Source organism: Streptomyces africanus (assembly GCF_002150735.1).
Classification (GTDB): domain Bacteria; phylum Actinomycetota; class Actinomycetes; order Streptomycetales; family Streptomycetaceae; genus Streptomyces; species Streptomyces africanus.
In genome coordinates this window covers 16,283-36,391 of sequence record NZ_MUKA01000014.1, presented here as the reverse complement: position 1 = coordinate 36,391, position 20,109 = coordinate 16,283, and the positions used below count along the sequence as shown (strand labels likewise).

General features: G+C 72.3%; 25 protein-coding genes. 11 read left to right on the top strand and 14 right to left on the bottom strand.

What is annotated here, in order from left to right:
* Positions 1-22 precede the first annotated feature (22 nt).
* The 5 genes from CCL05_RS02515 to bioB all read right to left on the bottom strand — a co-directional run bounded on the left by CCL05_RS02515 (position 23) and on the right by bioB (position 5,028).
* Positions 23-706, bottom strand: a complete 684-nt coding sequence (locus CCL05_RS02515) for a class I SAM-dependent methyltransferase (RefSeq protein WP_086558826.1) — start codon at positions 704-706, stop codon at positions 23-25.
* A 162-nt stretch (positions 707-868) separates the two neighbouring features.
* Positions 869-1,792: a class A beta-lactamase gene (gene bla, locus CCL05_RS02510; RefSeq protein ID WP_086558825.1), complete on the bottom strand. Its 924-nt coding sequence runs from the start codon at positions 1,790-1,792 to the stop codon at positions 869-871.
* Positions 1,793-1,852: 60 nt separating this feature from the next.
* A complete protein-coding gene (gene bioD / locus CCL05_RS02505; RefSeq protein ID WP_086558822.1) occupies positions 1,853-2,578 on the bottom strand; it encodes a dethiobiotin synthase in 726 nt (241 codons plus the stop codon).
* Between the two features lies 1 nt (position 2,579).
* On the bottom strand, positions 2,580-3,860 hold the full coding sequence (locus tag CCL05_RS02500; protein WP_086558821.1) for an adenosylmethionine--8-amino-7-oxononanoate transaminase: 1,281 nt from the start codon (positions 3,858-3,860) through the stop codon (positions 2,580-2,582).
* On the bottom strand, positions 3,853-5,028 hold the full coding sequence (bioB, locus tag CCL05_RS02495; protein WP_086558820.1) for a biotin synthase BioB: 1,176 nt from the start codon (positions 5,026-5,028) through the stop codon (positions 3,853-3,855). Before bioB ends, CCL05_RS02500 begins: the two co-directional genes overlap by 8 nt.
* Before the next feature lie 150 nt (positions 5,029-5,178).
* Here bioB and CCL05_RS02490 point away from each other — a divergent pair, with 150 nt between their 5' ends.
* On the top strand, positions 5,179-6,306 hold the full coding sequence (locus CCL05_RS02490) for an 8-amino-7-oxononanoate synthase (protein ID WP_086558819.1): 1,128 nt from the start codon (positions 5,179-5,181) through the stop codon (positions 6,304-6,306).
* Positions 6,307-6,392: 86 nt separating this feature from the next.
* Here CCL05_RS02490 and CCL05_RS02485 read toward each other — a convergent pair whose 3' ends face one another.
* Together CCL05_RS02485 and CCL05_RS02480 are read right to left on the bottom strand one after the other, a co-directional pair.
* Entirely contained in the window at positions 6,393-6,623 is a 231-nt protein-coding gene (locus CCL05_RS02485) for a DUF397 domain-containing protein (RefSeq protein ID WP_086558818.1), read from the bottom strand.
* A 9-nt stretch (positions 6,624-6,632) separates the two neighbouring features.
* Positions 6,633-7,493 (bottom strand): helix-turn-helix domain-containing protein, encoded by an 861-nt coding sequence (locus CCL05_RS02480; protein WP_086558817.1) that lies wholly within the window; start codon positions 7,491-7,493, stop codon positions 6,633-6,635.
* A gap of 213 nt (positions 7,494-7,706) precedes the next feature.
* Here CCL05_RS02480 and CCL05_RS02475 point away from each other — a divergent pair, with 213 nt between their 5' ends.
* Entirely contained in the window at positions 7,707-8,165 is a 459-nt protein-coding gene (locus CCL05_RS02475; RefSeq protein WP_086558816.1) for an ATP-binding protein, read from the top strand.
* 2 nt (positions 8,166-8,167) lie between these two features.
* On the opposite strand, the gene CCL05_RS02470 is transcribed toward CCL05_RS02475, so the two are convergent.
* Positions 8,168-9,094: a LysR family transcriptional regulator gene (locus CCL05_RS02470; protein ID WP_086558815.1), complete on the bottom strand. Its 927-nt coding sequence runs from the start codon at positions 9,092-9,094 to the stop codon at positions 8,168-8,170.
* Positions 9,095-9,186: 92 nt separating this feature from the next.
* Between CCL05_RS02470 and CCL05_RS02465 the strand changes: the two genes are divergently transcribed.
* The gene (locus CCL05_RS02465) at positions 9,187-9,816 is read left to right on the top strand and encodes a LysE family translocator (RefSeq protein ID WP_086558814.1); all 630 of its coding nucleotides are present in this window, start codon (positions 9,187-9,189) and stop codon (positions 9,814-9,816) included.
* Here the strand turns inward: CCL05_RS02465 and CCL05_RS02460 are convergent.
* The 4 genes from CCL05_RS02460 to CCL05_RS02445 form a co-directional block, all read right to left on the bottom strand.
* Positions 9,752-10,393 carry a DUF6328 family protein gene (locus tag CCL05_RS02460; RefSeq protein WP_086558813.1) on the bottom strand — a complete coding sequence of 214 codons (642 nt, stop codon included), beginning with the start codon at positions 10,391-10,393 and terminating at the stop codon, positions 9,752-9,754. The genes CCL05_RS02465 and CCL05_RS02460 overlap by 65 nt on opposite strands.
* An 81-nt stretch (positions 10,394-10,474) precedes the next feature.
* Complete coding sequence (locus CCL05_RS02455; RefSeq protein ID WP_086558812.1) at positions 10,475-10,948, bottom strand: C40 family peptidase; 474 nt, start codon at positions 10,946-10,948, stop codon at positions 10,475-10,477.
* 551 nt (positions 10,949-11,499) lie between these two features.
* Positions 11,500-11,808, bottom strand: a complete 309-nt coding sequence (locus tag CCL05_RS02450) for a hypothetical protein (RefSeq protein WP_086558811.1) — start codon at positions 11,806-11,808, stop codon at positions 11,500-11,502.
* A gap of 7 nt (positions 11,809-11,815) precedes the next feature.
* Positions 11,816-12,451, bottom strand: coding sequence for an ATP-dependent Clp protease proteolytic subunit (locus CCL05_RS02445; RefSeq protein ID WP_086558810.1), 636 nt, complete (start codon positions 12,449-12,451; stop codon positions 11,816-11,818).
* A gap of 88 nt (positions 12,452-12,539) precedes the next feature.
* Between CCL05_RS02445 and CCL05_RS02440 the strand changes: the two genes are divergently transcribed.
* The 7 genes from CCL05_RS02440 (at position 12,540) to CCL05_RS02410 (ending at position 17,493) form a co-directional block, all read left to right on the top strand.
* Entirely contained in the window at positions 12,540-12,827 is a 288-nt protein-coding gene (locus tag CCL05_RS02440; protein ID WP_086558809.1) for a type II toxin-antitoxin system Phd/YefM family antitoxin, read from the top strand.
* Between the two features lie 135 nt (positions 12,828-12,962).
* Positions 12,963-13,265, top strand: a complete 303-nt coding sequence (locus CCL05_RS02435) for an urease subunit gamma (protein WP_010988499.1) — start codon at positions 12,963-12,965, stop codon at positions 13,263-13,265.
* Positions 13,266-13,279: 14 nt separating this feature from the next.
* Positions 13,280-13,591: an urease subunit beta gene (locus tag CCL05_RS02430; protein ID WP_086558808.1), complete on the top strand. Its 312-nt coding sequence runs from the start codon at positions 13,280-13,282 to the stop codon at positions 13,589-13,591.
* Positions 13,584-15,305: an urease subunit alpha gene (locus CCL05_RS02425; RefSeq protein ID WP_086558807.1), complete on the top strand. Its 1,722-nt coding sequence runs from the start codon at positions 13,584-13,586 to the stop codon at positions 15,303-15,305. Before CCL05_RS02430 ends, CCL05_RS02425 begins: the two co-directional genes overlap by 8 nt.
* A 10-nt stretch (positions 15,306-15,315) precedes the next feature.
* Positions 15,316-15,990 carry an urease accessory protein UreF gene (locus tag CCL05_RS02420; RefSeq protein ID WP_086558806.1) on the top strand — a complete coding sequence of 225 codons (675 nt, stop codon included), beginning with the start codon at positions 15,316-15,318 and terminating at the stop codon, positions 15,988-15,990.
* 52 nt (positions 15,991-16,042) lie between these two features.
* Positions 16,043-16,732 (top strand): urease accessory protein UreG, encoded by a 690-nt coding sequence (gene ureG, locus CCL05_RS02415; protein WP_086558805.1) that lies wholly within the window; start codon positions 16,043-16,045, stop codon positions 16,730-16,732.
* Positions 16,729-17,493, top strand: a complete 765-nt coding sequence (locus CCL05_RS02410; protein ID WP_086558824.1) for an urease accessory protein UreD — start codon at positions 16,729-16,731, stop codon at positions 17,491-17,493. The genes ureG and CCL05_RS02410 overlap by 4 nt, the downstream gene beginning before the upstream one ends.
* Before the next feature lie 8 nt (positions 17,494-17,501).
* Here the strand turns inward: CCL05_RS02410 and CCL05_RS02405 are convergent, their stop codons facing one another.
* Entirely contained in the window at positions 17,502-18,527 is a 1,026-nt protein-coding gene (locus CCL05_RS02405; RefSeq protein WP_208641324.1) for an NAD-dependent epimerase/dehydratase family protein, read from the bottom strand.
* Positions 18,528-18,610: 83 nt separating this feature from the next.
* Positions 18,611-19,333, bottom strand: a complete 723-nt coding sequence (locus CCL05_RS02400) for a lysophospholipid acyltransferase family protein (protein WP_086558803.1) — start codon at positions 19,331-19,333, stop codon at positions 18,611-18,613.
* Positions 19,334-19,652: 319 nt separating this feature from the next.
* Between CCL05_RS02400 and CCL05_RS02395 the strand changes: the two genes are divergently transcribed.
* Positions 19,653-20,108, top strand: coding sequence for an RpiB/LacA/LacB family sugar-phosphate isomerase (locus tag CCL05_RS02395; protein WP_086558802.1), 456 nt, complete (start codon positions 19,653-19,655; stop codon positions 20,106-20,108).
* Position 20,109: the final 1 nt, after the last annotated feature.

Here is a 20,109-nt window from a genome sequence, read left to right as displayed (position 1 = left end):
CCAACCTCTCCGAACAGCACAACTAGCTGGTGACCGGGCGGCACGCCGTGCCCAGCACGCAGAACGAGGTGGGCAGCGTCGGCCCCTCCTCCGGCATCATCACCTGCCGGTAGGGGCCGAGCTCGAACCCGGCCTCCCGCAGCGCCCGCACGGGCTCCCGGGCCAGGTGGCAGCCCCCGTTCAGCACCGGCCACACCGTCCGGTCCAGGGCGCGCTGGCTGAAGGTCATCACCCGGCCGCCGCCCCGGCCGTGCTCGAAGAACCGCACCTCACCGCCCGGCCGCAGCACCCGCCGGAGCTCCCCGAGCGCCCGGGGCACGTCCCGCACACTGCACAGCACCAGCGACACCACCGCCGCGTCGAAGCCCTCGCTCTTCACCGGCAGCGCCTCGGCCGCACCGGGCACCACGTCCACCGGCACCTCCGCCCGCAGGGCGGCCTCCACGGCCAGCTGCCGCAGCCGCCGCTCCGGCTCGATGGCCACGACCTCCGAGACGGTGCCCGGGTAGTGCGCGAAGTTCAGCCCGTTGCCCGCGCCGATCTCGATCACCCGCCCGGACAGCCCGCCGAGCAGCCTCTCGCGCACTGCGCCCATGCCCATCCGCGTCTCGGCGGTGACACTGATCCGGGCGTAGAAACGGGCGAACAGCGGATGGTGCACGGCATCCCGTGACACCGTGCCGGAGCGGGCGGACCGGAGCGGCATGGAGACCTCCCTGGCGAGGCGGGCCGTACCGGGATTGTCCCCCGGACGAGCCCGGCGCACCCCTGCCGCGCTCAGGGCGTTGTCGAACACGGGCCGCCGCGCGGGCGTCAGCTCCTGCACGGCCAGGCGTCCCACGACCGTCCGCCCCTCACCCGCAGCTGCCTAGCCGAGTTCCGCCGCCAGCACCGCGGCCGTCTTCGCCACCAGCGCGTCGTCGGCCGGGGCGTCCTCCTCGGGCTGGGTCGTCAGAACGGACAGCACGATCGGGGCGCCGTCCGGCGGCCAGGTGAGGCCCACGTCGTTGGAGCCGCCGTACCGTCCGCCGCCCGTCTTGTCGGCGACGAGCCAGTCGGCGGGCAGGCCCTTGCGGAACCTCTCGTCGCTCGTGGTGTTCCGCAGCAGCCAGTCCGTGAGCCGTGCCCGGTCCCGGGGCTCCAGCGCGTTGCCGAGCACGAGACGGGCGTAGGTCAGGCCGATGGCGCGCGGAGACGTCGTGTCGGTCACGCGCCAGGGCTCCGCGGAGTTGAGCTCGGGTTCCCACCGGTCGAGCCGAGTGACGGCGTCACCGACCGAGCGGGCGAAGCGCGTGATGGCGGTCGGTCCGCCCAGCTCCTTCAGCAGCAGGTTGCCCGCGGCGTTGTCGCTGAAGCGGATGGTGGCGTCGCACAGTTCGCCGACGGTCATGCCGGTCGCGACGTTGTCCTCGGTGATGGGGGAGTAGCCCGACTTCGTCACGTACTCCTGTGTGTAGTGGACGCGCCGGGCCAGGAACTCGCCGTCGCGGTCGAGGTCGCGCAGGACTGCCGCGGCGGCGAGCGTCTTGAACACCGAGGCCATCGGGAAGAGTTCGTCGGCCCGGTACGCCACCGTCCGGCCGGTGCGCAGATTGCGGGCGTACACGCCCAGCCGGGCGGTGTGCTCCCGCTCCAGTTCCCTCAGCCGTGCGGTGATGCCGCCCGTGCCGGGTAAGGCGTGGGCCGTGCCGCCGCCCAGCGAGAGAGCGGCGGCGGCGCCCAGCACGAGGGCCGTGCGGCGGGACGGGCGTGGGTGTGTGGTGTGCACGGTGTTCCCTTCGGAGGTGATCACGTACGTAGTCCAACACGCGATCACGTCCGCGCCGGTTTCACCGCGCGCCCGCCGCACCGCTCAGAACGCCGGGGGCGCCTGACGCACCTGGAACGCCTCCGCGTCCCACGTACCGTCCAGGCGCGGCGCCAGCCAGTGCGGCGCGGCCGCCCGGAAGGCGGCGGGGGCAAGGGCCCCCGACCCGGCGGGAACGGAGCCCAGCAGTGGCGCCCCGGCCACGTCCGGCAGGTCCGCGAGATTGCAGCGCGAGGCGAGGTCCGGCGCGCCGGGCCAGCTCCCGATCACGATCCCCGCCGGGTCCAGCCCCCGGGTGCGCAGTTCACGCGTCGTCAGCTCCGTCGTGTTCAGCGTGCCGAGCCCCGCCGACGCCACGACCAGCACCGGCGCCGACAGCAGCCGGGCCGCGTCCGCGAGGGTGCCGCCGGCCGGGTCGAACCGTACGAGCAGTCCGCCCGCGCCCTCGACCAGCACCAGGTCGTGCTCGGTGGCCAGCTTGGCGGCGGCCTCCGCGACCTCCCGCGGGTGCACGGGGGCGCGACCGGCCCGGCGGGCGGCCGTGGCGGGCGCCAACGGTTCGGGATAGCGGGCGAGTTCCGCCGTCGTCACGGCACCCGCGAGCCGCGCGACCTCGGCGGCGTCCCCGGGCTCGTCCGGCCGTACGCCCGTCTGGGCCGCCTTCAGCACGGCCACCGAACGGCCGGCCGCCAGCGCCGTCGCGGCCACCGCGGCGGTCACGACCGTCTTGCCGACCTCCGTGCCCGTGCCCGTGATCACCAGTACCGGCATGTCATCCCTCCCGCGCCGCCGCGCACACCGCCCGCGCGATGCGCGCCACGTCCGCGTCGCCCGTGACGTACGGCGGCATCGTGTAGATCAGATCGCGGAACGGCCGCAGCCACACGCCCTCGCGTACGGCAGCCTCCGTGGCCGCCTTCATGTCCACCTCGTGGTCGAGCTGGACGACCCCGATGGCGCCGAGGACCCGCACGTCCCGCACGCCCGGCAGCTCCGAGGCCGCCGACAGCCCGTCCCGCAGTCCCGTCTCGATCCGCTTGACCTCCGTGCGCCAGTCCTGGCCGAGCAGCAGGTCGATCGAGGCGCAGGCCACGGCCGCCGCCAGGGGATTGCCCATGAAGGTCGGCCCGTGGGCGAGCACCGGCACCTCGCCGCGCGCGATGCCGTCGGCCACCCGCGGGGTGCACAGCGTCGCCGCCATGGTCAGATACCCGCCGGTCAGGGCCTTGCCCACGCACATCACGTCCGGCGTCACGGCCGCGTGCTCCGCCGCGAACAGCGCGCCCGTACGGCCGAAGCCGGTCGCGATCTCGTCGAACACCAGCAGGACGTCGTGCGCGTCGCACGCCTCGCGCAGCACCCGCAGATAGGCGGGGGAGTGGAACCGCATCCCGCCCGCGCCCTGCACCACCGGCTCCACGATCACCGCGGCCAGCTCGTCGGCATGCCGCTCGATCGCCGCGCGCAACTGCTCGGCGTACGACTCCTCGTACGCGGGCGGAGGCGGACCGACGAACACCTGACGCGGCAGCACCCCGGTCCACAGCTCGTGCATCCCGCCCTCGGGATCGCACACCGACATCGGCTGCCAGGTGTCGCCGTGGTAGCCGCCGCGCCAGGTCAGCAGCCGCTGTTTGCGGGGGCGGCCCAGCGAGCGCCAGTACTGGAGGCACATCTTGACCGCGACCTCGACCGACACGGACCCGGAGTCGGCCAGGAACACATGCTCCAGGCCCTCGGGCGACATGTCGACAAGGAGCTTCGCCAGTCGTACGGCGGGCTCGTGGGTGAGTCCGCCGAACATCACATGGCTCATCCGCTCCAGTTGCCCGCGCGCCGCCTCGTTCAGCACCGGGTGGTTGTAGCCGTGGATCGCCGACCACCAGGACGCCATGCCGTCGACCAGCTCTCCCGAGCCGTCGGCGAGCCGCAGCCGGACCCCGCTCGCCGACTCCACGACGAGCGGTTCTTGCCTGCCGGGCATCGGGCCGTACGGATGCCACACATGCCGCCGGTCGAGCTCCAGCAGCTCGGGCACCGTCAGCTCAGGCATTGGGCGCGAGGTCCGTTCCGGCGCCCCGGCGGCGGACGGCGACCAGGTCGGTACGGGGCTCCGCGGCCGTGCGGGGCTCGGCGGCTTCCGGAGCAGCGGCGGAACCGCAGACTCCGCCACCCTCGGAACCGCAGCCCCCGCCACCGTCGTGGCAGCCCCCGGCCGCGCGGTGTTCGGGCAGTGTCACCTGGTCGGCGCCCTCCACCTCGAACCCGGCGTCCGCGATCATCTCCAGGTCGGCCTTGCCCGCCTGGCCCTCGGTGGTGAGGTAGTCGCCGAGGAAGATCGAGTTGGCCAGGTGCAGGGCGAGCGGCTGCATCGAGCGCAGGTGGACCTCCCGGCCGCCCGCGATGCGCACCTCGACGTCCGGGCACACGAAGCGCACCATGGCCAGGATCCGCAGGCAGCGCTGCGGGGTGAGGTTCCACTCCTTGGCGAGCGGGGTGCCCTCGACCGGGATCAGGAAGTTGACCGGCACCGAGTCCGGGTCCAGTTCGCGCAGCGAGTAGACGACGTCGACCAGGTCCTCGTCCGTCTCGCCCATGCCGGCGATCAGCCCCGAGCAGGCGGACAGCCCCGCCGCGTGGGCCTTCTCGACGGTGTCCACGCGGTCGGCGTAGGTGTGCGTGGTGGTGATCTCCCCGTACGTCGCCTCGGACGTGTTGAGGTTGTGGTTGTAGGCGTCGGCGCCGGCCTCGCGCAGCCGCTCGGCCTGACCGTCGGAGAGCAGCCCCAGACAGGCGCACACCTCGACGCCCTCGTTGTTCTCCTTGATCGCCCTGATCGTCTCGGAGACCCGGTCCACGTCCCGGTCGGTCGGACCGCGCCCGCTGGCCACCAGACACACCCGCTTGGCACCCCCGGCCACCCCGGCCGCCGCCGCGTCGGAGGCCTGGTCGGGTTTGAGCCAGGTGTACTTCAGGATGCCGGCCTCGGAGCCGAGCCGCTGCGAACAGTACGAGCAGTCCTCGGGACACAGCCCGGACTTGAGGTTGACGAGATAGTTGAGTTTCACCCGTCGGCCGAACCAGTGCCGGCGTACCTTCCCGGCCGCGGCCACCACATCGAGCAGGTCGTCGTCGGACGTCGCGAGGACGGCCAGCGCCTCTTCGCGGGTCGGCAGCTCGCGCCGAAGCCCCTTGTCCACCAGCGTGTTCAGCAGGTCCATGGGAGCCGATCCTGTCGTACGGACCCGCCCGCGGCCAAGGAGAGTTCGTACAACAGAGTCGCTTCGAGGTGTGGGTATTGCCACACAGTGACCTGCTGGAGGTCCCGCTAGTGTCTGTGCACTGCCTACAAATTCCCCGGAGGATCCCCCATGGCGTTCGGCTGGATCGACGAGCAGGCGCGGCTGCGCCGCCGCGCCGGACTCGTACGGACTCTGCGCCCGCGTCCGGCCGTTTCGCCGCTCCTCGACCTGGCGAGCAACGACTACCTGGGACTGGCCCACCACCCCGAGGTCACCGAGGGTGCGGCCCGGGCCGCGCGGCTCTGGGGCGGCGGCTCGACCGGCTCCCGGCTCGTGACCGGCAGCACCGAACTGCACGCGGAACTCGAACGGGAACTGGCCGATTTCTGCGGTGCCGAGGCGGCCCTCGTCTTCTCCTCCGGCTACGCGGCCAACCTCGCGGCGGTCACCGTGCTGGCCCCGCACGGCTCCCTCATCGTCTCCGACGCGGGCAACCACGCCTCGCTCATCGACGGCTGCCGGCTGGCCCGCGGCACGACCCAGGTGGTGGCGCACGCCGAGCCGGACGCCGTACGCAAGGCGCTGCACACGCACGAGGGCACGGCGATCACCGTGTCCGACACGGTCTTCTCGGTCGACGGCGACGCGGCCCCGCTCGCCGCGCTCGCCGAGGCGTGCCGCGAGCACGGCGCCGGACTGGTGGTCGACGACGCCCACGGCCTGGGCGTCCTCGGCGACGGCGGACGCGGCGCCCCGCACGCGGCGGGGCTCGCGGGCGCCGACGACGTCGTCGTGACGGTCACGCTGTCCAAGTCGCTCGGCAGCCAGGGCGGAGCCGTCCTCGGCCCGGCCCGGGTGATCGACCACCTGGTCAACGCGGCACGGACGTTCATCTTCGACACGGGTCTCGCCCCCGCGGCGGCGGGGGCGGCCCTGTCGGCACTGCGGCTGCTGCGCCGCGAGCCGGAGCGCGCGGCGCGGGCCCGCGCGGTGGCGGGCGAGTTGTACGCACGCCTGACCGCCGCGGATCTGGAAGCGGTACGTCCGGACGCCGCGGTGGTCTCGGTGCGGGCGCCCTCCCCCGAGGACGCCGTGCGCTGGGCGGCCGAGTGCCGTGCGGCGGGCCTGGCCGTGGGCTGCTTCCGTCCTCCTTCCGTACCCGACGGCATCTCACGGCTCAGGCTGACCGCCCGCGCGGACCTGACCGGGGAACAGATCGAACGCGCTGTACGACTGATCGGCGAGACGCGGCCATGAGTCGGCGTGACACGGCCGTGCGTCGCTCGACGAACTGACTGATCAGAAGTGGTGCGGATGTAGTTCGGACGCGGTTGGGATGCGGCTCAGATGCGGTCGACCGCGGCCGTGAACTCCGCCCAGCTCCTCGGAGAGAAGAGCAGCGCGGGCCCGGCCGGGTCCTTGGAGTCCCGCACGGCGAGCAGTCCGGCCCAGGGCGGGACGTCCGGACGCGCGGTCTCGACGCAGTTGTTCGCGCCGGTGCTGTAGCTGCTGCGCAACCACCGCACACCGTGCAGTTCGATGCTTGAGGGGACATGACGAGGCAGTGCACGCATGGTGCCTCCTTACGCGCCGGCGGCTGTCCCGGCGATGAAATCCAACGAGTCCTCGGGCGAAAGGGCGTGGATCTGAAGGGCGTCGAAGGCCTCCGTGTAGGCCTGGAGGTCTTCTTTCCGTTCGAGGTAGAGGCTACTCGTCAAGTGGTCGAGAACAACCACATCCAGATCAGATGTGCTCGAAAATGAGAAGATAACGAAAGGGCCGGTAACGCCGATGTGCGCCCCGGCGGCGAACGGCAGTACCTGGAGCCGCACTTGGGGCAGCCGCGCCGCCTCGACCAGCCTCTCCAGCTGCCGGGCCATGACCCCCGGCCCGCCCACCTCCCGCCGCAGCACCGCCTCGTCCAGGACGGCGCTCAGCTCCAGCGGCGGATCCGCGCGCAGCACGTCCTGCCGGGCCAGCCGCACCTCGACCAGCGTGTCGAGCCGGTCCTCCGGCAAGCCCTCCACCGCGGCCTTCGTCACCGCACGCGCGTACTCGGGCGTCTGGAGCAGCCCCGGGACGACGGTGGTCTCCAGCGTGCGCATCGCGCCGGCCTGCGACTCCAGGCTGATGAAGTCCCGGTAGGTCGGCGGCAGCACCCCGCGGTAGGCGTGCCACCAGTGCGTCCGTCCGTCGCTGTCCTCGGACCCGGCCAACACCATGAGCAACTCGCGGAGTTGCCCGTCCGCCACGGCGTACGCGTCGAGAAGTAACCGGACATCGGCCGGTTTCACCCCGCTCGTGCCCGTCTCGATACGGCTGACCTTCGACTGGTGCCAGCCCACCAACCGGGCCGCCTCACCACTGGTGAGCCCCGCCGAGGTGCGCAGCGCGCGAAGTTCGGCGCCCAGTTTCCGGCGGCGCACCGCGGGACCGTGCTGCATGGGCTACTCCTTACTCCTTCCGAGCCACCCACATACGGTCTCGCGTCGCAGAGTTCACCGCATTGAGCGACAGATATATGCATATCTTGGCGGATCGCCGCCCTTCAGGGGGGTTCTGGTGGCACTCTGGCGACGAAGCACCAGTCCGGGACCGTACTCGAACCTTCCGCTCCGTGTCGGACTGCGGTCCCATCGGAAAGGGACGACGTCGCCATGGCAGACCATTTGGAAGCATCCGTCACTCTGCCGAGCGATCCCGCCTCGGTCTCCGCGGCGCGCGCCTACGTCGTGGGCACGCTGGCGGAGTGGGGCCTGCCGGCTGACACGGACGTGTCCGACTCCGTCCGGCTCATCATTTCCGAACTCGCCACCAACGCCGTCCAGCACACCTTCGGACAGTCGCCCACCTTCACGGTGGACGTCGCACTCGACCGCGACGAACACCTGCGCATCGCCGTCACGGACAGCCACCCGCGATTCCCCAGACGCCTGCCCGCCGCCGTCCAGCAGGACAACGGCCGCGGCCTCGTCATCATCCGCTGGCTGACCGCGGAATGCGGCGGCCGGCTCCGGATCCGCCCCACCCGCGAGGGCGGCAAGACCATCTCGATCGAACTCCCGTGGACCGTCCCGGCCCAGCCCGTGCCGACGGCCAGGCGGCAGGAACCGTGAGCTCACCGCGTCTGTGACGTGTGCCGCGCGCGGCCGAACGCCCCGCGCAACAAGGCCCGGAAGGCCTCCACGGCAGGCGCCGCCTCCTCGCCCCGGTAGGCGACGGAGATCGTACGGCGCAGCTCGCCCGCCCCGAGCGGGCGCACCCCGACCGGCGTGACCGTCGTCCGCGCCACCATCTCCGGTACGACGCCCACCCCGAGACCCGCGCTGACCAGCGCGCACACCAGCGCGTACCCGGGCGTCGGGACCAGGACCGACGGACTGGCCCCGGCCCGCGCCAGCGCCGCCTCCACCCCCTGCCGGGACGGATGCTCCGGCGCCATGCTGATCAGCGGCTGACCCGCCAGCTCCGCCAGGGGAAGCCTGGACGTGCCGTCGGCGAGGGCATGCCCCGGGGCGGTCACCAGAACCAGTTCCTCGACCAGCACCGGCTCCAAGCGGACGGAAGCCGGGAGCGCCAGGGCATCGGCGGGCTCGTACGTGTGCGTCAGGGCCAGGTCGATCTCACCGGCGGCCACGGCCGTGACACCGGCCGGCGGCTCGTAGTCGGCGACGGACAGCTCCACATCCGGGTGAGCCCGGCGGAACGCGCTGAGCACCGGCGGCAGCAGATGGATGCCCGCCGTCTGGAACGTGCCGAGCCTCAACAGGCCGCCGGACAGACCGGTCAGCCGTGCCAGCTCGTGACGGGCCCGCTCCAGCTCGTCGAGCACGCGCCGGGCCCGCGCCACCAGCAGCTCGCCCGCGCCCGTCAGCCGCGCCCCGCGGTGATGCCGGACCAGCAGCGCGGTGCCCGCCTCCCGCTCCAGCTTCGCCAGTTGCTGGGAGAGCGCGGGCGGGGTGTAGCCGAGGCGCTCGGCGGCCCGGGTGATGGACCCGGCCTCCGCGACGGCGACCAGCGCCGCGAGCCGGGTCGGGTCGTACATGCCGCTGACCTCCGAAGACCAAAGGGATGCTTAAGGCTCATCCAGCAGATTCTAAGTACCCGCTGAAGGCCCCGGCCCGGCAGGCTGGCCGTATGGACGCACAACTCATCGCCTTCACCGGGGTGGCGGCGGGCATGGTCGCCATGCCGGGCGCCGACTTCACCGTCGTCGTGCGCAACGCCCTGGTCTCCCGCCGGGCCGGCCTCGCCTGCGCCCTCGGTGTCGCGGGCGGGCTGCTGCTGCACACGCTGCTGGCCGTGGCAGGGGTCGCCGCGGTCCTGGCCGCCGTGCCCGCGCTGTTCCGCGCGCTCCAACTGCTGGGCGGCGGCTATGTGCTGTACCTGGGAGCGCGGACGCTGTGGTCACTGCGGCGGACCCGCGTCCCGGCCGCCGAAGCCACCGCGACCGCTGCGTCCGCCGCGCGTCCCCTGCGGCAGGGCTTCGTCACGAACGCCCTGAACCCGAAGGCGCCGATCACCTTCCTCAGCCTGCTGCCGCAGTTCGTGCCCGCGGGCAGTCCCGCGCTGCCCCGGACGCTGGTGCTGGCGCTGATCGTGGTGGTCCTCGCGCTGCTGTGGTTCCCGGCCGTGGCGCTGCTGGTGGACCGGCTCGGCCGGTGGCTGCGGCAGCCGCGTGCCGCGCGGGCCGTCGAGACGGTCACCGGCGCCGCGCTGACGCTTCTCGGTGTACTGCTCCTTCTCGAACCCCTGAGGGCTGCCTGATGGTGCCGTGCAGCGGCGTGGGAATCCGGACGGCGCTCCGGGCGGCCGGCTCCTCGGCGGCGGCTTCCGGTCGCCCGGGGCCGCCCTGTGTCTCGTCGCGCAGCCCCGCCCGCCGCACCAGCCGGGGGAGCAGCCCCCACAGGCCGACGCAGACCAGGAACGTCGCCGCGCTCGCGGCGATGCCGCCGGCCCGACCGGTCGTCACATCCACCACCAGCAGCACGGAACCGCTGAAGGCGAACACCAGCACGACCAGGCCGGTGGTGGCCAGGCGCGAGGAGACCTGCACGATGCGCGGCTTGGCGCCCTGCTGGAAGAGCGAGCGGTGCAGCGCGGCCGGTGCCGTGAACAGCGCCGCGGCCAGGACCGCCAGCAGCAGCGTGATGACGTACGTGACGCGCTGGACCGTGTCGAGGGACGTGAAGCGCGAGGTGAACGCGAGCGACAACAGAAACGCGAACAGGATCTGCACGCCCGTCTGGGTGACCCGGAGCTCCTGGAGCAGCTCGACGAAGTTCCGGTCGGCGCGTTGGAGCGGGGTCTCGCCGCGTGCGGTGCAGGGACGGTGCTCGGCCATGGGGGACGGGTAACCACGTAAGGCCGTGTCACGCTCCGGCGTGCGGCGGCGCGTCAGGGGCACCGCCGCACGCCGGGCGGATCACTTCACGCGTCCGTACCAGACGCTCTTGGTCCAGATCTTCTGCAACCGCACCACGTCCCCGCTCTTCGGGGCGTGCCAGAGCTTGTTTTTACCCGCGTAGATACCGACGTGGTACACGCTGCTGCCCGAGTGGAAGAACACCAGGTCTCCCGCCTTGCGGTTCTTGGAGGAGATGTGGCGCGTCTTGTTGTACTGCTGGGCGGCCGTGCGCGGGAGCTTCTTGCCCGCCTTCTTGAACGAGTACAGCGTGAGGCCCGAGCAGTCGAACCTGTGCGGGCCGGTGGCGCCGTACTTGTAGGGCGATCCCTTCTTCGAGGCCGCTATCTGGAGTGCCTTGGTCGCCGGTGTGGCTGCCGATGCCTCGGAGGAGAAGCCGGGGGCCACGATCGAGCCGCCCACGGCGGCGATGGTGAGGGCCGAGGCCGTACCGGCCCGGACCATCAGCGACGGGACACGATTGAGCGCAGTCATGCGCAACCCTTCGTCAGCCGCCTGTGAAGGATGACCTGTCGGATTCGGGCTGGCGAAGTTGCCCGGCCGCTGACGCGGCTTCACCCCAAGGGCGGCTCGGGCCCGGTCATGGTGTGACCGTCCCGGCGACCCGTCGTGCTTGGGTCCTCCACTCCTGCCGATCCACTCCTGTCGACCGGTCATCCGGGCGGCGGCAGGACTCGGCGTCCGCCCGGACCGCCCCGCCGCTGTGGCGGGGGCTTGTCGTCAGTCACGGATCTTGGCTCATGCTTGTCCCGAAATCCCAACGGAACCGGGGATTTGTGTTGTTACTCACCACTCACCCGTTCGGGTGGACACGTCTGTGTTCGAGCCACGGTCCATGGGTCCACGGACCGTCGGACCAGCGACGGAATGTCCCATTCCGCCTCTCGGCTACGCGCGTTGCGCAACCGTGAGGGTCCAAAAAAAGGTCTCCCGCCTACTCCGAACAGGGGTACGTCGTTCGGCGCGTTTCGACTCAGGCCCGGACGCACCGCCGACGAAGCGGGCGTCCGGGCCGGCGAAACCGGTCAACTGACGGACTCCGGGGGAAGGGTGACGCGCGCCGTGCGCCGCTCGCCGTCCAGCACCCGCAGCGCCCGGCCGAGCGTGCCGGCGTGCAGTTCCGTCTCGCCCCGCTGGTGCATCAGCGTCAGCGCGTCCCGCAGCGCCGTCGCCTTGCCGACCAGGGCCTGGGCGGCGCGCAGTCCGCGGTAGGTGTCACCGGGCAGGGCCGGGTTGATCCGGCCGAGCAGGTCGACGACCTCCAGGTAACGGTCGATCAACTCCTCCTCGGCGCGGGTCAGTGCGGGCAGCGGCGGCAGTTCGGGCGGGAGCACCGGCGGCTCACTCTCCGGTCGGCGGGGCCAGGGTGGCGCCCCGGCGGGGGACGATGCGGTCCACCAGGCCGTACTCCACCGCCTCCTGCGCGGTGAGGATCTTGTCGCGCTCGATGTCCGCGCTCACCTGCTCCCGGGTGCGGCCCGTGTGCCGCGCGAGCAGCTCCTCCATGCGGGTCCGCATGCGCGTCAACTCGTCGGCCTGGATCGCCAGATCGCTCGCCTGCCCGCGGACCGGCTCGGGCAGCGCGGGCTGATGGAGCACCAGACGCGCGTCCGGCAGCACGGATCGCTTGCCCGGTGTGCCCGCCGCCAGCAGCACCGAGGCGGCCGCGCCGGCCTGGCCGAGGCAGATCGTCTCCACGTCACAGGCGACGTACTGCATCGTGTCGTAGAGGGCCGTCATGGCGTGGAAGGTGCCGCCCGGGGAGTTGATGTAGAGCGAGATGTCGCGGTCGGGGGCCTGGTGCTCGAGGTGCATGAACTGGGCCATCACGTCGTTCGCCGAGGTCTCGTCCACCGGCGCCCCGAGGAAGACGATCCGCCCCTCCAGGAGCTTGGAGTACGGGTCCATCGTCCGTTGCCCGGACGACGTGCGTTCGGTGAACTCGGGCAGCACGTAACGGGCGGACGGTCGGGTCATGGTGAACCCCTCCTCGCTGCAGAGCGTCTCCGGCGACAGCTGTCTCTGTAAAAAATGTACAGGACGTACGTGCCGTTATGATGGGGACATGGCCTACGAGATTCCGGTGACGCAAGCCAGGGCTGAGCTCGCCGACCTGATCAACCGCGTGGTGTACGGCGGCGAACGCGTCGTCGTCACCCGGCACGGCAAGCCCCTCGTCGCCCTCGTCTCAGCCGATGACCTGCGGCGACTCGACGAGACCCAGGAGCTCGCGGAGCCCGCGGAGGAGCAGGTGATCAGCGCGGTCTCCACGGTCCGCGAGGTCGCGTCCGCTCCGCGCGAACACCGGCGGTTCGGGATCGCGGCGGAGCACCGGGGGAGCGACCCGGCGTAGCCCGCCCGCGCGCGGCCCGGTTAACGTGCCTGAAACCCGGTCCCACTAGCCTGCCGCCACGCCACCAGGGCTTTTCCCCCGGGGCTGCGGCAGCCGGGCCCCGCACGGTCCGGAGCGAGGACTGTGAGGTGGGACGTGCAACTGACCCCGCACGAGCAAGAGAGACTGCTGATCCACGTGGCGGCCGACGTGGCCGAGAAGCGCCGGGCCCGCGGGCTGAAGCTCAACCACCCCGAGGCGGTCGCGCTCATCACGTCGCACATCCTCGAAGGCGCGCGTGACGGCCGTACCGTCGCCGAGCTCATGTCCTCCGGGCGCAAGCTGCTCACCAGGGACGACGTCATGGAGGGCATCCCGGAGATGATCCACGACGTGCAGGTGGAGGCGACGTTCCCGGACGGCACCAAGCTCGTCACCGTTCACGATCCGATCGTCTGACGCCGGAGGCCGCCGTGATTCCCGGAGAGACCCTTTTCGCCGACGGACCGATTGCCTACAACGAAGGCCGCGAGGTCACCCGGCTCACCGTCCTCAACGCCGCCGACAGGCCCGTCCAGGTCGGCTCCCACTACCACTTCGCCGAGGCCAACCCCGGTCTGGAGTTCGACCGTGCCGCCGCGCGCGGCAAGCGGCTGAACGTCGCCGCCGGCACGGCCGTGCGCTTCGAACCCGGGATCCCCGTCGACGTCGAACTCGTTCCGCTGACCGGCGCCCGTGTCGTGCCCGGTCTGCGCGGGGAGACCGGAGGTGCCCTCGATGCCTGAGATCTCGCGTGCCGCGTACGCCGACCTGTTCGGCCCGACGACCGGCGACCGGATCCGGCTCGCCGACACCGATCTGCTCGTCGAGATCGAGGAGGATCGTTCCGGCGGGCCCGGGCGCGCCGGTGACGAGGCCGTGTTCGGCGGCGGCAAGGTCATCCGCGAGTCCATGGGCCAGGCGCGGGCCACCCGTGCGGAGGGCACCCCGGACACCGTCATCACCGGCGCGGTGATCATCGACCACTGGGGCATCGTCAAGGCCGACGTCGGCATCCGCGACGGGCGGATCACCGGCATCGGCAAGGCCGGCAACCCCGACACCATGGACGGTGTGCACCCGGACCTGGTCATCGGCCCCGAGACCGAGATCATCGCGGGCAACGGGCGGATCCTCACGGCGGGCGCGATCGACGCCCACGTGCACTTCATCTGCCCGCAGATCGCCGACGAGGCGCTGTCCGCGGGCATCACGACCCTGGTCGGCGGCGGTACGGGCCCCGCCGAGGGCTCCAAGGCCACCACCGTGACCCCCGGACCCTGGCATCTCGCGCGCATGCTGGAGGCCATGGAGGCCTACCCGCTCAACATCGGTCTGCTCGGCAAGGGCAACACCGTCTCCCACGAGGCGATGCTGTCGCAGATCCGGGGCGGGGCACTCGGCCTGAAGCTGCACGAGGACTGGGGTTCGACCCCGGCCGTCATCGACGCCTCCCTGACCGTCGCCGGGCAGACCGGCGTCCAGGTCGCCATCCATACGGACACGCTCAACGAGGCCGGGTTCGTCGGCGACACGCTCGCCGCGATCGCCGGGCGGGGCATCCACGCGTACCACACCGAGGGTGCGGGCGGCGGGCACGCGCCGGACATCATGACCGTGGTCTCGGAGCCGCACGTGCTGCCGAGCTCCACGAATCCGACCCGGCCGTTCACCGTCAACACCGCCGAGGAACACCTCGACATGCTGATGGTGTGCCACCACCTCAACCCGGCCGTGCCGGAGGACCTGGCCTTCGCCGAGTCCCGGATCCGGCCGTCCACCATCGGCGCCGAGGACGTGCTGCACGACCTGGGCGCGATCTCGATCATCTCCTCCGACTCCCAGGCCATGGGGCGCGTGGGCGAGGTCGTCATGCGGACCTGGCAGACCGCCCATGTGATGAAGCGGCGCCGGGGCGCGCTGCCCGGTGACGGGCGAGCCGACAATCACCGGGTACGCCGCTATGTCGCCAAGTACACGATCAACCCGGCGCTCGCCCAGGGCCTGGCCCGGGAGATCGGGTCGGTGGAGACCGGCAAGCTGGCCGACCTCGTGCTGTGGGAACCGGCCTTCTTCGGCGTCAAGCCGCAGCTCGTCATCAAGAGCGGGCAGATCGCCTACGCGCAGATGGGCGACGCCAACGCCTCGATCCCCACACCGCAGCCGGTCCTGCCGCGCCCGATGTTCGGAGCGATCGGGCGGGCACCCGGCGCCAACTCCGTGAACTTCGTCGCGCCCCTGGCCGTCGAGGACGGGCTGCCGGAGCGGCTGGGCCTGGGCAAGCGGTTCGTGGCGATCGAGTCGACCCGCGGGGTCACCAAGGCCGACATGCGGGAGAACGACGCCCGGCCCGAGGTCCGCGTCGACCCCGACAGCTTCGCCGTGCACATCGACGGCGAGCTGGTGGAGGCGACACCGGCGGCCGAACTGCCCATGGCCCAGCGGTACTTCCTGTTCTGAGGACGTCCTGATGTCACGTGCGGCACTTCTCGTCCTGGCCGACGGCCGCTTTCCCGCCGGCGGTCACGCCCACTCCGGCGGGGCGGAGGCGGCGGTCAAGGCCGGGCGGATCAGCGGGGCGGCGAGCCTGGCGGAGTTCTGCCGGGGGCGGCTGCACACGGCCGGTTCGGTGGCGGCGGCCCTCGCGGCGGCCGCCGCGCTGGGAATCGACCCCGTCACCCTGGACCGAGCCGCGGACGCCCGTACGCCCTCGCCCGCGCTGCGGGCCGCCGGGCGCAAGCTGGGACGGCAGCTGATGCGGGCCGCCCGGGCGACCTGGCCGTCCGCCGAACTGCACGCGCTGGCACGGCAGTTCCCCAAGGGAGCCCATCAGCCGGTGGTGCTGGGGCTCACGGCGCGGGCGGCCGGGCTGGGACCGGTCGACGCGGCGTACTGCGCGGCATACGAGAGCGTCAGCGGGCCGGCCACCGCGACGGTGCGGCTGCTGAGTCTGGACCCCTTCGACGCGACGGGAGTGCTGGCCCGGCTGGCGCCGGAGACGGACCGCGTCGTGGACCGGGCGGTGGAGGCGGCTCGCAGGGTGGTCGACGAGGGGGTCGACGCGTTGCCGGCGGGGTCGGCGCCGTTGCTGGAGATCGGGGCGGAGATACACGCGGGCTGGCCCGTGCGGCTGTTCGCCTCCTAGGCAGATCACCCCTTTACTCGAATCAGTCGGACCAGAACGCAGGAGCCGCCCCATGCACCTCGACCACGACCACAGCCACGACGGCCCCGGCGCCGTGAGCGCCGACGCCCTCCGTGCCGACGGCAGCCGCCGTGCCCTGCGCATCGGACTCGGCGGGCCCGTCGGGTCCGGGAAGACCGCCACCGTCGCCGCGCTGTGCCGCGCGCTGCGGGACGAGCTGTCCCTCGCGGTCGTCACCAACGACATCTACACCCGCGAGGACGCCGAGTTCCTGCTCCGGGAGGCCGTCCTGCCGCCCGAGCGGATCACCGCCGTGGAGACGGGAGCCTGCCCGCACACCGCGATCCGGGACGACATCTCCGCCAACCTGGAAGCCGTGGAGGACCTGGAGGACGCCGTCGGACCGCTGGACCTGGTCCTCGTGGAGTCCGGTGGGGACAACCTCACCGCGACGTTCTCCAAGGGGCTCGTCGACGCGCAGATCTTCGTGATCGACGTGGCGGGGGGCGACGACATTCCGCGCAAGGGCGGGCCGGGCGTGACCACCGCCGACCTGCTCGTCGTCAACAAGACGGACCTCGCACCGTACGTCGGCTCCGACCTCGCGCGGATGGCGGCCGACGCCAAGGCGCAGCGGGCCGAACTGCCCGTCGTCTTCCAGTCGTTGCGCAGCGAGCCCGGGGTGGCGGATGTCGCCGCCTGGGTGCGTGCGCAGCTCGCCGCGTGGACGGCACGGGCGTGAACAGCGCCGGGGTGCGCTCCGTAGCGAGCATCGTCGCCCGCGACGACGGCCGGGGCGGGACCGCCCTGCCCGTGCTGGAGAGCGACGGACCGCTGGCGCTGCGGCGCACCCGGGGCAGCGGCGCCGAGGCGCGGGTCATGCTGGTCGGAGCGATGAGCGGACCGCTCGGCGGCGACCACTTCACCGTGCGGGCCAGGGTGGAGGAGGGAGCCCGGCTGTCCGTCGGCTCGGCCGCCGCCACCATCGCCCTGCCGGGGCAGGCCAAGGGAGAGGCCCGCTACGACGTCCGGCTCGACGTCGCCGACCAGGCCGAACTGCACTGGCTGCCCGAACAGTTGATCTCCGCCCAGGGCAGCGACCTGTACGTCACGACTCGCGCCGAGCTCGCCGCCACGGCCCGGCTGGTGCTGCGCGAGGAGCAGGTGCTCGGCCGCTCCGGTGAGGAACCCGGGCGGCTGACGAGCCGGCTGACCGTGCGGGTCGCCGGGCAGGTCGTGCTCGACCAGGAACTGGCCTGCGGGCCCGGCGCGCCGGGCGGCTGGGACGGGCCGGCGGTGCTCGCCGGTCATCGTGCCGTCGGGCAACTGGTCGTCGTCCACCCGGAGTTCGCCGCCGAGCCGGTGCCGGCCCGGGCACTCGGGGAAGGGGCCTCGGTGGTCCCGCTCGCCGGTCCCGCCGCCCTGGTGACCGCCGTGGCGCCGGACGCGCTGCGGCTGCGACGGCTGCTCGACGAGGCACGCCTGTCACTCGTGCGGTCGTAGACCTCCGCTCAGGCCCCGAACCAGGCGTCCTCCGCCGCGTAGTCGAACAGATCCGGGTAGATCCTCGCGAGGGTCGGGAACGCCTCCTGCCAGTCCTGCCCGGACACCCGGCGGGTGAGCCAGTCGACCGTCTCCGGCAGGCTCTCGGCGTAGGACACGACCGGCCGGTAGCCCAACTCCCGTTCCGCCGCGGTCATGTCGAAGACCACCGGCAGCTCCGTCGCCCAGGGCGAGCGGCCCACGGACGGCGAGGGCGGCGCCCCGTCCACCAGGACGGTCTGCGTCTCCACTCCCATCACCGCGTCCACCGCCGCCCCGATCTCCGCCACCGTCGGCGGCTGCGGATCACAGGCGTTGAGCACCCGGGAGCCGGGCCGGGCGGCCGCCAGCCGGATCAGTTCGGCGATGTTGCGGGCGGCCGAGGTGTGGAAGCGGCTCTCGCCCCGGTGGGCGAGCACCCGCCTGCGCCGGCCGTCGAGGTTCCGTTTCACGAAGTACAGCTCGCGGGGGAGCGGGCTGTGGGGACCGTGGATCGCGCCCGCGCGCAGCAGGGTCGTGGGCAACCGGTCGCCCGCCGCGATGAGTTCCCTCTCCAGCGCGGCCTTGCCGGTGCTGTACGTGGCGTCCCCCGGCGGGACCGTCGGCTGGTCCTCGCGTACGGGCACGGGGTACTGCGGGAATCCGCCCGGCTCGCTCATCGTGTCGAAGCCGCGGCCCGTGCCGTCCTCGTACACCGACACCGTCGACACGACCACGGCCGAGCCGATGCGGTCGGCCAGCCCGGTCAACTGCCGTGCGTGCCGGGCCCCGTAGGCGACGATGTCGACCACGAGATCGCAGCCGTCGCCGATCAGCGCGCCCAGCGCCGCGTCGTCTTCGCGGTCCAGCCGCACCGTCCGCACCTCGCCGGGCCAGCTCTCGTCCCGGGCCCCGCCGCGCGACGCGGCCGTCACCTCCCAGCCGTCCCGGGCCAGCGCCTGCACGGCCGGCCGTCCTGTCTGCCCGCCGGCCCCGATCACCACAGCACGTCTCATGCCGCGACCGTAGATCGCCGAGGCCGGCCGCGGATACGGCTTCTGCCGACAGCAGATGTCCCAAGCGGCCGGCAGCAGGCACCTCAAGTGAGGGGCAGGCGCGGGAACTTCCGTTCCTTCGTGGCGGCGGCGGCCTCCTCGGCCTTCACGACGGCCGCGTACTGGTCGACGTACTCCTGCTCGGACAGGGAGAGGATCGCGTACATGATCTCGTCGGTGACGGCGCGCAGGATGGCCTTCTCGTTCTCCATGCCCGCGTAGCGCGAGAAGTCGAGGGGCTTGCCGAAGCGGATCACGACGGGGTGGAGGTTGGGGATGACCTTGCCCGGCGGCTGGGCCTCGAAGGTGCCGATCATCGCGCAGGGGATGACCGGGACGCCGGCCTTGAGGGCCATGACCGCGACGCCCACCTTGCCCTTGTAGAGCCGGCCGTCGTGCGAGCGCGTGCCCTCCGGGTAGATGCCGAGCAACTCGTCCTTGCTCAGTACGCCGAGGCCCTCGCGGATCGCGGCCTGCCCGGCGTCCTTGCCGGAGCGGTCGACGGGGATCTGCCCGGCGCTGCGGAAGAACGACGCGGTCAGACGGCCCTTGATGCCCGGGCCGGTGAAGTACTCGGCCTTCGCGAGGAAGGTGATGCGCCGCTTGAGGACCGCGGGCATCAGGAAGTGGTCCGAGAACGACAGGTGATTGCCGGCGATGATGGCGGCGCCCTGAGAAGGAACGTGCTCCAGGCCTTCTATCCGAGGCCGGAAAACCAGTCTCAGCAGCGGGCCCAGCAGTACGTATTTCAGCAGGTAGTAGAACAAAGCGGGCGCTCCTCGACTCTTGCGGTGGACTCAACCGCCGCGTTCCAGCAGGTCAACCGGCATGTCGTGGGGTGCCAGTGTAGGTGCAGGCGTGGCCACAGGGCACCTCGTGCGACCTGACCCGCCGATCCTTTGCCGATTGACTGACGGTCAGTCAGTAAGGTGCGTCCGGTGGTGCTCCTGCGGCTGGGGAGAACCGCGGGACCAGCGTGCTGCGCCACACGGGTGACCGGCAAGCCGAACGGGCGGCGTGGCGGGATCCGAGGGGGTGCCTGGCCAACGGCTGGTTCTTGCGTCCCCGCCGAGTAGTCTGCGAAGCATGCGGATCTCTGTTTCCTCGGACATGGACGAGCCCGTCGCCCGCTCCCTCGTGGCCGCGCTGCGCGAGCGAGGACACGAGGTGCGCCCGCACGGCGCACTGCGCCCCGGCGACGACCCCCAGTGGGCGGTGTGCTCCGAGGCGGCGGCCCGTGAGGTCGCCGACGGGACGGCCGACCAGGCCGTGGTGTGCTGCTGGACCGGCACGGGCGCCTCGATCGCCGCGAACAAGGTGCCGGGCGTCCGGGCCGCCCTGTGCACGGACGCCTACACGGCCGACGGGGCCCGCCGCTGGAACGACGCCAACGTCCTCGCGCTCAGCCTGCGGCTCACCTCCGAGCCGCTGCTGAAGGAGATCCTCGACGCGTGGTTCGCCGGCGAGCCCAGCGCGGACGCCGAGGACCGGCAGAACGTGGACCGCGTCCGGCTGCTCGACCACGGCAACACCCGCCGCTGAA

Excerpts from the sequence above, each read along its gene's own strand:
- CCL05_RS02485 (WP_086558818.1), bottom strand. The coding sequence starts at position 6,623 with ATGCGTGCACTGCCTCGTCATGTCCCCTCAAGCATCGAACTGCACGGT.
- CCL05_RS02500 (WP_086558821.1), bottom strand. The coding sequence starts at position 3,860 with ATGCCTGAGCTGACGGTGCCCGAGCTGCTGGAGCTCGACCGGCGGCAT.
- CCL05_RS02470 (WP_086558815.1), bottom strand. The coding sequence starts at position 9,094 with ATGTACGACCCGACCCGGCTCGCGGCGCTGGTCGCCGTCGCGGAGGCC.
- CCL05_RS02465 (WP_086558814.1), top strand. The coding sequence starts at position 9,187 with ATGGACGCACAACTCATCGCCTTCACCGGGGTGGCGGCGGGCATGGTC.
- bioD (WP_086558822.1), bottom strand. The coding sequence starts at position 2,578 with ATGCCGGTACTGGTGATCACGGGCACGGGCACGGAGGTCGGCAAGACG.
- CCL05_RS02475 (WP_086558816.1), top strand. The coding sequence starts at position 7,707 with ATGGCAGACCATTTGGAAGCATCCGTCACTCTGCCGAGCGATCCCGCC.
- CCL05_RS02460 (WP_086558813.1), bottom strand. The coding sequence starts at position 10,393 with ATGGCCGAGCACCGTCCCTGCACCGCACGCGGCGAGACCCCGCTCCAA.
- bioB (WP_086558820.1), bottom strand. The coding sequence starts at position 5,028 with ATGGACCTGCTGAACACGCTGGTGGACAAGGGGCTTCGGCGCGAGCTG.
- CCL05_RS02405 (WP_208641324.1), bottom strand. The coding sequence starts at position 18,527 with ATGAGACGTGCTGTGGTGATCGGGGCCGGCGGGCAGACAGGACGGCCG.
- CCL05_RS02425 (WP_086558807.1), top strand. The coding sequence starts at position 13,584 with ATGCCTGAGATCTCGCGTGCCGCGTACGCCGACCTGTTCGGCCCGACG.
- CCL05_RS02420 (WP_086558806.1), top strand. The coding sequence starts at position 15,316 with ATGTCACGTGCGGCACTTCTCGTCCTGGCCGACGGCCGCTTTCCCGCC.
- CCL05_RS02445 (WP_086558810.1), bottom strand. The coding sequence starts at position 12,451 with ATGACCCGACCGTCCGCCCGTTACGTGCTGCCCGAGTTCACCGAACGC.
- CCL05_RS02440 (WP_086558809.1), top strand. The coding sequence starts at position 12,540 with ATGGCCTACGAGATTCCGGTGACGCAAGCCAGGGCTGAGCTCGCCGAC.
- CCL05_RS02395 (WP_086558802.1), top strand. The coding sequence starts at position 19,653 with ATGCGGATCTCTGTTTCCTCGGACATGGACGAGCCCGTCGCCCGCTCC.
- CCL05_RS02490 (WP_086558819.1), top strand. The coding sequence starts at position 5,179 with ATGGCGTTCGGCTGGATCGACGAGCAGGCGCGGCTGCGCCGCCGCGCC.
- CCL05_RS02515 (WP_086558826.1), bottom strand. The coding sequence starts at position 706 with ATGCCGCTCCGGTCCGCCCGCTCCGGCACGGTGTCACGGGATGCCGTG.
- ureG (WP_086558805.1), top strand. The coding sequence starts at position 16,043 with ATGCACCTCGACCACGACCACAGCCACGACGGCCCCGGCGCCGTGAGC.
- CCL05_RS02455 (WP_086558812.1), bottom strand. The coding sequence starts at position 10,948 with ATGACTGCGCTCAATCGTGTCCCGTCGCTGATGGTCCGGGCCGGTACG.
- CCL05_RS02480 (WP_086558817.1), bottom strand. The coding sequence starts at position 7,493 with ATGCAGCACGGTCCCGCGGTGCGCCGCCGGAAACTGGGCGCCGAACTT.